This window comes from Pseudomonas sp. WS 5011 (genome assembly GCF_012985775.1).
Classification (GTDB): Bacteria; Pseudomonadota; Gammaproteobacteria; order Pseudomonadales; family Pseudomonadaceae; genus Aquipseudomonas; species Aquipseudomonas peli.
The window spans coordinates 1-6,594 of sequence record NZ_JAAQXA010000047.1; the positions used below are offsets into that span (position 1 = coordinate 1).

Annotated in this window: 10 protein-coding genes; 9 read left to right on the forward strand and 1 reads right to left on the reverse strand. The window is 48.3% G+C overall.

From position 1 onward, the window contains the following. The 8 genes from HBN63_RS21105 to HBN63_RS21140 form a co-directional block, all read left to right on the forward strand. The coding region (locus HBN63_RS21105; protein WP_262499070.1) for a hypothetical protein at positions 1–418 on the forward strand (418 nt) is incomplete at its 5' end. Further along, complete coding sequence (locus tag HBN63_RS21110) at positions 415–1,560, forward strand: relaxase/mobilization nuclease domain-containing protein (RefSeq protein WP_170050782.1); 1,146 nt, start codon at positions 415–417, stop codon at positions 1,558–1,560. The genes HBN63_RS21105 and HBN63_RS21110, both read left to right, overlap by 4 nt. 44 nt (positions 1,561–1,604) lie before the next feature. Next, positions 1,605–1,892, forward strand: a complete 288-nt coding sequence (locus HBN63_RS21115) for a hypothetical protein (protein ID WP_170050783.1) — start codon at positions 1,605–1,607, stop codon at positions 1,890–1,892. Continuing rightward, positions 1,883–2,332 carry a hypothetical protein gene (locus tag HBN63_RS21120; RefSeq protein WP_170050784.1) on the forward strand — a complete coding sequence of 150 codons (450 nt, stop codon included), beginning with the start codon at positions 1,883–1,885 and terminating at the stop codon, positions 2,330–2,332. Before HBN63_RS21115 ends, HBN63_RS21120 begins: the two co-directional genes overlap by 10 nt. 167 nt (positions 2,333–2,499) lie before the next feature. Next, positions 2,500–3,435 (forward strand): hypothetical protein, encoded by a 936-nt coding sequence (locus tag HBN63_RS21125; RefSeq protein ID WP_262499071.1) that lies wholly within the window; start codon positions 2,500–2,502, stop codon positions 3,433–3,435. 63 nt (positions 3,436–3,498) lie between these two features. Continuing rightward, the gene (locus tag HBN63_RS21130; protein WP_170050785.1) at positions 3,499–4,026 is read left to right on the forward strand and encodes a hypothetical protein; all 528 of its coding nucleotides are present in this window, start codon (positions 3,499–3,501) and stop codon (positions 4,024–4,026) included. Then, entirely contained in the window at positions 4,026–4,370 is a 345-nt protein-coding gene (locus HBN63_RS21135) for a hypothetical protein (protein ID WP_170050786.1), read from the forward strand. Before HBN63_RS21130 ends, HBN63_RS21135 begins: the two co-directional genes overlap by 1 nt. Before the next feature lie 46 nt (positions 4,371–4,416). Further along, positions 4,417–5,118, forward strand: a complete 702-nt coding sequence (locus tag HBN63_RS21140) for a hypothetical protein (RefSeq protein ID WP_170050787.1) — start codon at positions 4,417–4,419, stop codon at positions 5,116–5,118. Between the two features lie 302 nt (positions 5,119–5,420). Here the strand turns inward: HBN63_RS21140 and HBN63_RS21145 are convergent, their stop codons facing one another. After that, positions 5,421–5,669, reverse strand: a complete 249-nt coding sequence (locus HBN63_RS21145) for a helix-turn-helix transcriptional regulator (RefSeq protein ID WP_170050788.1) — start codon at positions 5,667–5,669, stop codon at positions 5,421–5,423. A gap of 236 nt (positions 5,670–5,905) precedes the next feature. Here HBN63_RS21145 and HBN63_RS21150 point away from each other — a divergent pair, with 236 nt between their 5' ends. Further along, the gene (locus HBN63_RS21150) at positions 5,906–6,340 is read left to right on the forward strand and encodes a hypothetical protein (protein WP_170050789.1); all 435 of its coding nucleotides are present in this window, start codon (positions 5,906–5,908) and stop codon (positions 6,338–6,340) included. The last annotated feature ends 254 nt before the right edge of the window (positions 6,341–6,594 follow it).

The window sequence follows — 6,594 nt, forward strand, 5'->3', positions numbered from 1 at the left end:
ATGCCACCCCTGCGTCGCTGCGCTCCGACTGCCCGGCCGGATGGCCGTGGAACAGGTGGCCAGATGGCCCTGGAATGCCTGGCCAGATGAGAGCGGACTGGGTGGCCGGATGGCGTGGAATCCGCAGAATAACAACAAGAACAAAGCAAACAGAATAACAATCAGGTTAAGTAACGATGAATTCCAGACGTTGAGCGCAAAGCTCGATCTCTCCGGGTACAGAAAGGTCAGTGCCTTTGTCCGTGACTACCTGATTACCTGCGAGCCGAAGGTCAAACAGGTAGTGAGGATGGATGTAATCGAAGTACAAAGGGAGCTGATGAACCTAGCCTCGATGATCAACGCCGCCAAGAGCCGCGACGAGCTAATGGATCAAGTTAAGAAAGTCTCGAGCGTAAGCCTGGGAGGTGCCAGATGATTGGCAAGATCTTCCCCAAGAGCTCAGGAAGCTTTAAAAATCGGCTGCGTTACATCTTTGGCTGCAGTAAGCACGACCATGAAATCAGCCTCATCAAAACCATGGACAGCAACTGTATGTCCCGTGACCCACTACCAGGCATCCTTTCAGGTAGTGAGGACGCGTTGAAGGCGCTGATCCAAGAGTTCGATCAAATCGAGGCGTTCAGAAAACTATCACTCGACTCCGACAAGCCCATCAAGCCTGTTTACCACGCAATTCTCTCACTACGTCCCGGCGAAACCCTTGCGGACGAGCAATGGCAGATTGCGATCCGGAAGTATCTGGCTGACCTGGGGTTTGGTGAGACCACGAAGTACGTGGCTGTCATGCACCGCGACAAGGATCACGAACACGTCCATATAGTCGCTAACAGGATCAGATTCGAAGAAAGCTTACCGATGGTAAAGGACAGCAACGAACGCTTAGTCAGCCTCAACAGCGTCAGCGAGATTGAAGACATGCTGGGCTTGGTAAAAGCACCTCAACCATCGAAGACCTGGGGCACGAACATCACCCATGCTGAGCTACAGGCTTCAATCAGGGCCGATGAGATGCCGCTCAAGTACCGGTTGATTGCGAAGATTGCAGGGGCAATCGAAGCAACTCGCGATACTGATGGCGACATGTTCGATTTCGTGAGGTTACTCAGGAGGCAACAGGTATACCTGCACCTCACTCTAAGCGACAAAGGACAGCCCCAAGGAGTGGCTTACGAGCTCAACGGAAAGGTCATCAGCGGCAGGAAGTTAAAAAGATCACGATTGACTTGGCAAAAACTAATAAAACAAGAAGGTATTCATTATGACCCAGAAACTATTTCTGACCTTCAGATTGAAATTGCAAGAAGAGATCAGGAAGAGCGCAATCGATTCCTCCGCGTTTACTACTATGAATTCATCCGTAAGAACCAAAAGCTCTACATCAGGTTTACGGCAGAGCAAATCAAAGTCATCCGGATGATCGAGGAGATACTAAAGTTGTTGAGCGTTATTTTCGGTGGAGAATTTACCGCTAGACGCTGTGAACCGGTGAGATTTTTTATTGACTACGACATAAGTAAATCACTGGACTTCCAGCGACAAACAGAGCTAACGTTGTGAACAATTCGAGGGAACAAAATCCTCCCGTTAAATGGAAAATAACAATGAATAACCAGCACTTTCAAGAAGCCAGTTTTATTCCTATTTTCAACGGTGTGAGAGTGGATGGTGATGCTTTCTTCGTTGACGATAATAACCTTGACCTGGAAAAGCGGCTTAGCACCACCATAAGCGAGGCGTACTTTCATCAAGGTAAGTTATGGGTCATGTCGGATTTTCTTGGCCCTTTTATTATCGGCACCCTCTACGACGACAACCCTTCCACGCATCTGAAGGGGCTTTCGCACGTGCTGGCCGCCGCCTTCATAGACGAGCGATATTCATGCGAGTGAACTGGATGGTGCCTGTACGCGGACTGGCTCAACTGGCTGTAAGAATGGCAAGGCTGGTATGGATGCCAATCGAGATCGCAATAGCAATACCCCTTGTCCCCCTGATGTACCTGCTGGTGCTAATAGCTACAGGCTTCGAAGTCACATGCCGAAAAGTGAGGAGACTGTTTGTGGTTGCCGATCTTGCGTTGACCGACACGATGTTCGATGAGTTTGGTCATGTTTGGGCTAACGTCGAGGGCGAGGACAGCTTTGTCATTAACAAGTACACCAGCCTACGACTTGTCGATGAAGGCCTTGTCATCGAACTGGTGCATGATAAGAGCCGATATCTTGCCCCACATGTCGAGCATGACCACGCTCCTAAAGCTCTAGCTAAAGTTCTTGCAGATATTATTCTTATGCAAGATATCGCCAATATCAAACCAGTGAAATATTAGCTCTAAATGCAAATAAGCCAGCGTTGCTCGAATACGGCTAAGCTAGCCGCTGCGCGAACTATCAACATTTAAGCAATCTAACAACCCCCTTCGTGCAATTAACTAATACAACTTACATATTTATCTGCATTCAATATACTTGAGCCATACAAGTAAGGAATGCATATATGAGCAAGTTGCTTGCAGTTATCTTTGTAACAATAGCGCTTTTGCTTTCGAGCGTAACTGCAATTTCGGTCGCTCTAGCAATTTACGATCTTATTGAAGACCCTCGACTTGCCCTACTCTTTGCATCCGCCGCCGTTCTGTTAGATATCTTCAAATATCTCGCATGGCCTGTAGCAGTTCGAGTGTTAACTGGCCCTCGCTCTCTCCTGATGATGTGCTGTGCAGTGGTGCTTTCGGCAGTCAGCGCCTGGGCCACATATGACCGTCTGCTTTCCTCAATCAGTCATAGTCGCGTGACGCACGATGTTCTGAACACAGACCGTGCCGCCGTACTAAATCAGCAGGCTCTAAAAAATTCGTCATTAATAGAATCGCTAGATATCCAAGTCGAAGAAGCCGCATCGCAGGCAAACCTTCTCCGCGCACGTGGAATGGTGTCTAAGGCGCTGGAGCTCGAGGAATCGGTAGCAGCTCGTGTAGCCCAGCAACGTGCTGAAGCCATGGATGCAATCAACACAGCATCCTTGGAGCTCACCCGAATTAAGTCTACGCAGGTAAAGGCTGCAGGCGTCACCCCAGCGCTCATCCAAATCTTGTGCCTGAGCTTTGCGCTCTGCCTGGAGATCGTGCCAGCCCTAGCCCTGTCCAGCGTCCGCTGCAACAGGGTTGTCGACAACCAAGAAGTCGAAACAACTACAAAAACCGCGACAACCACAATGACTGAAGAAACTGCTGAAAACCCAATTGACGGCAACTCAGAAATCTTGAAGAACCTTGTGGGAACTGCGAAATCGACAACACCTGGAACGCCCCTAAAGCTCAAGGAGTTCGCAAAGAAAAGTCACATCGGAAATCTTCGTGCCGGACGAATTTTTCGTGAAGCTGAAAAACTTGGTCATATAAGAAAAACTTCAATTGGTTACGTTTCCGTGTGAGTAGAAACTCTTGCAATCAAATTTTCTCGCAATAAGAATTAAGGCTTTAGCTAAGGAACGAAAATGATAAAATTTAAAACCACTGCCGCTATATTTATTATAGGCGTGCTTGCCTCAAAGTTTATTGCAGGCGCTTATGAGCCCCCAATATTTAATCGTTTCGCAGGCGAAATAAGAGAGGTTAGTAACTTCGTAGGGCCTAAAACCGGCATTGGAATCCAATTCGAGATTTTTAACCAATTCTACGCGGGAAATGAAATCAGATTTGTTGAGTTCGATTTTCTAGGTAACTCGGAATCGCTTAAAAAATTTGGCGCACCAAAAAGTAGAGTTTCTTGCAGTATAGATAAAATACATCTGATGAAGGGATTTGGTAAATCAATGTATTTTGATCTTTCAGGCGATCATTACATGTGCACAGGATTGAAAATAAATGCTCAGGAGGGTGATGGCCGTATCGCAGTTCAATTCCAAGGTAATGGGAAGGTCTTGTATACCGAAGCTGGACGAAAAAACTCTCGCGGTTTTATCGTCGGTCTGATGCAAGGTATAAGATATTCGAGTTGGACTCGTAGCGCTGGAGGCGTGTAATGAAAAAACATGCAGAAGCAATCTGGACTCTTTTCGCGCTCATTGTTTTCCCGACTGCGTTTCTCGTCTCCCCACTTATTAGTCACCTGGGTTTTAGTGATGTGCTCGACTTTGCTTATGGCTTCATAAGCGGCCATACCTGGGAATGGATTGGCATGATCCTATATATACCAGTAGGTATTGTGGCTTACCTCATGCCGAACGATATTGGGTATTTTGTATCGGCCTTTCTATTTATTTTCATGCAGGCTGGAGTATTCGTCATCTACCTGTTTTTTGCCACTACGCAGCCACCAGAGTTTCTTGTCCCACCACGATCTAAACAAAAACTACAGTCTGAATAAAATATGGCCCATAGCCATCTTATAATTAACATGATGCCTTTGAACAATGAAGATTTCAGAAATGACTACAGCGTATCGTGATGGCTACATCTGTCGTCAAAGCGCGGCAGTTCTCCGCGCGGCAGGCTACAAAATGCCCGAGCGAGCCGCTCTTGACTATCTTTTCGAGATCGACGAAGTCCCGAGCTACCGTTTTGACGTGTTGCAATGCGTGTTCAATTGCATCTCGTACACGCTCGAACACAAGCGCAACGACACAGCAATCAAGGAGGCTTACGAGAACATGCTTATCGACTGTGATGCAAAGCATGTAGACCGTCTGACTGATGAACTTTTCAAGATTGCCGAGGATGCAAAGCAGGATTTACTCACCCCTGTAATCGGGGGAGTGATCATGTCTGAAAAAGATGACTTTGACGATAAAGCCTGTTGCTCTGAGTCGACTCACTATCAAAAACCTATAGCCATTGGGCCGATGGAGATCGGCATTGATCTAAGCAGCCTTGTTTTGTTCGGGAAAAAAATCGATTTCAACCCCAATAACGAATTTCACCATGTTGTTAGTGAAGCCGGTTACGACCTATATCTTCGAGTGATAGAAATTGCTACGGCAGAGCAAGTCGACAATATCGCAAAATGCGTTCCGATTGCACAGATTGCTTTGAACGTTAAGAACCGCGCACTAGAGCTATTTGCTGACAAGAACTTTATGAACGGATTGAAGCTTGAGGATGACCTCGGGCTATGAGAGTTGATGCTGAATCATTCGAAGCATCGCTAGCCCCGAGTTCGATTATAAAATTGCTTAGAACCTACAAAGAGAAGTCTCAGCAAGACATGGAGATCGAAGCAACGGGTCGCACATGCGCTGCATCTGGCTATCCCGTTGAGGAACACACGCAGGCGCTCAGGGGCACGAGATACTCGAAGCAGCCAATGCAGCGCGAAACCAGGTCGATAACCAGGATCAGCAAGCCGTCTTCTGATCAGACGGCAATATCTATTAATTCCGACTATCCACTCGATCTGACACCAAGGAGCCGGTCAGGCCTAGCCGCCCTTGACTTGCAAATCCCCCTCAGCCTGAGGCGCAACAAGCAATTCGAATGGCTCCACGCCCAGCGTGTGGGCGAGCTTGTAGATGTTGAGCAGAGCTAGGTTTCGTCGACCTCGTTCCACCCCGCCAAGGTAGCTCCTGGCCAATCCGCTTTCATGGGCGAGCCGCTCCTGAGACCAGCCATTGGCTTGCCGAAGCTCTACCAACCGACGCCCAAACAATACGAGCGGGTCTGTCGTCATTAGTCACCCCCTTTCCAGATGGGGATGCTAGTGAGCCACGGCACTATAAGGCCACGCCCTATAAGTACCCTCTCTATGAGTGACAATTTTTACGGCCCAAGTTAAATTGTCACTCATAGTGGTCACCATCGCTTCGGCCTGAGACCACTACAGCAATGGGGTTACGGCTCAGGTTTGGGCTTTCAGCCCAATCAGCCGTAACTCATAAACCAAACACATGACGAGATGGAGTAAAGATGAAGGCCGTAATTGCCGTGGTAGTTGGTTTGGCAATAAGTGGTTGTTCTGCTTTAGGCATAGCGCCGGAGGCGCCGATGCAGGGAACTTGGCGAGGCAATATGGGGTGCGAGAGCAATGGGTTGGAAAGCCAGGACATAACGTTCCGCTTCCTCAACGGTAGCTACAACGGATCCTTTTATGGCACAGCCGAAAACAACATCGTCGAAGGTGGCCGTCGTGGCTGGCTGCGCTACACGGTCGAAGGCTCGTCATTCTTGGGCCAGGTCACCATAAAACCGAAAAAAGTCCTTGAGCTGAAGGGTAACTACTACCCGTTGGTATTCACTGCGGCTAAATCTGGCCCGGACAAAATGAACACCAAGTTTTGCGGTAAGGACATCGTCTTCACCCGTGTCTCAGCGAATGCCCCCCTTAAGAAGACCCAGAACTAGGTCAGCTGTTTGCACCTAGTTTCTCTCACGCTCGCGCACCTGTGTTCACGGCTGTGCTTCTAGAAATAACTCGAACGGATACGACGATGCGCCTAAATGCACTCCCTTTTACTCTTGCCTTACTTGCTGTGTTGGCGCTGATGGAAAATTGACCCACCCTGCCGATTGAAATTTGACCCAGGGCGGATTGCTGATTTTGTTACCAGCAACTGTGGATAAGTCTACCAGCGCAGCTGCTGTTGCCCCCACTCCTT

Excerpts from the sequence above, each read along its gene's own strand:
- HBN63_RS21140 (WP_170050787.1), top strand. The coding sequence starts at position 4,417 with ATGAAGATTTCAGAAATGACTACAGCGTATCGTGATGGCTACATCTGT.
- HBN63_RS21110 (WP_170050782.1), top strand. The coding sequence starts at position 415 with ATGATTGGCAAGATCTTCCCCAAGAGCTCAGGAAGCTTTAAAAATCGG.
- HBN63_RS21120 (WP_170050784.1), top strand. The coding sequence starts at position 1,883 with ATGCGAGTGAACTGGATGGTGCCTGTACGCGGACTGGCTCAACTGGCT.
- HBN63_RS21150 (WP_170050789.1), top strand. The coding sequence starts at position 5,906 with ATGAAGGCCGTAATTGCCGTGGTAGTTGGTTTGGCAATAAGTGGTTGT.
- HBN63_RS21135 (WP_170050786.1), top strand. The coding sequence starts at position 4,026 with ATGAAAAAACATGCAGAAGCAATCTGGACTCTTTTCGCGCTCATTGTT.
- HBN63_RS21125 (WP_262499071.1), top strand. The coding sequence starts at position 2,500 with ATGAGCAAGTTGCTTGCAGTTATCTTTGTAACAATAGCGCTTTTGCTT.
- HBN63_RS21130 (WP_170050785.1), top strand. The coding sequence starts at position 3,499 with ATGATAAAATTTAAAACCACTGCCGCTATATTTATTATAGGCGTGCTT.
- HBN63_RS21115 (WP_170050783.1), top strand. The coding sequence starts at position 1,605 with ATGAATAACCAGCACTTTCAAGAAGCCAGTTTTATTCCTATTTTCAAC.
- HBN63_RS21145 (WP_170050788.1), bottom strand. The coding sequence starts at position 5,669 with ATGACGACAGACCCGCTCGTATTGTTTGGGCGTCGGTTGGTAGAGCTT.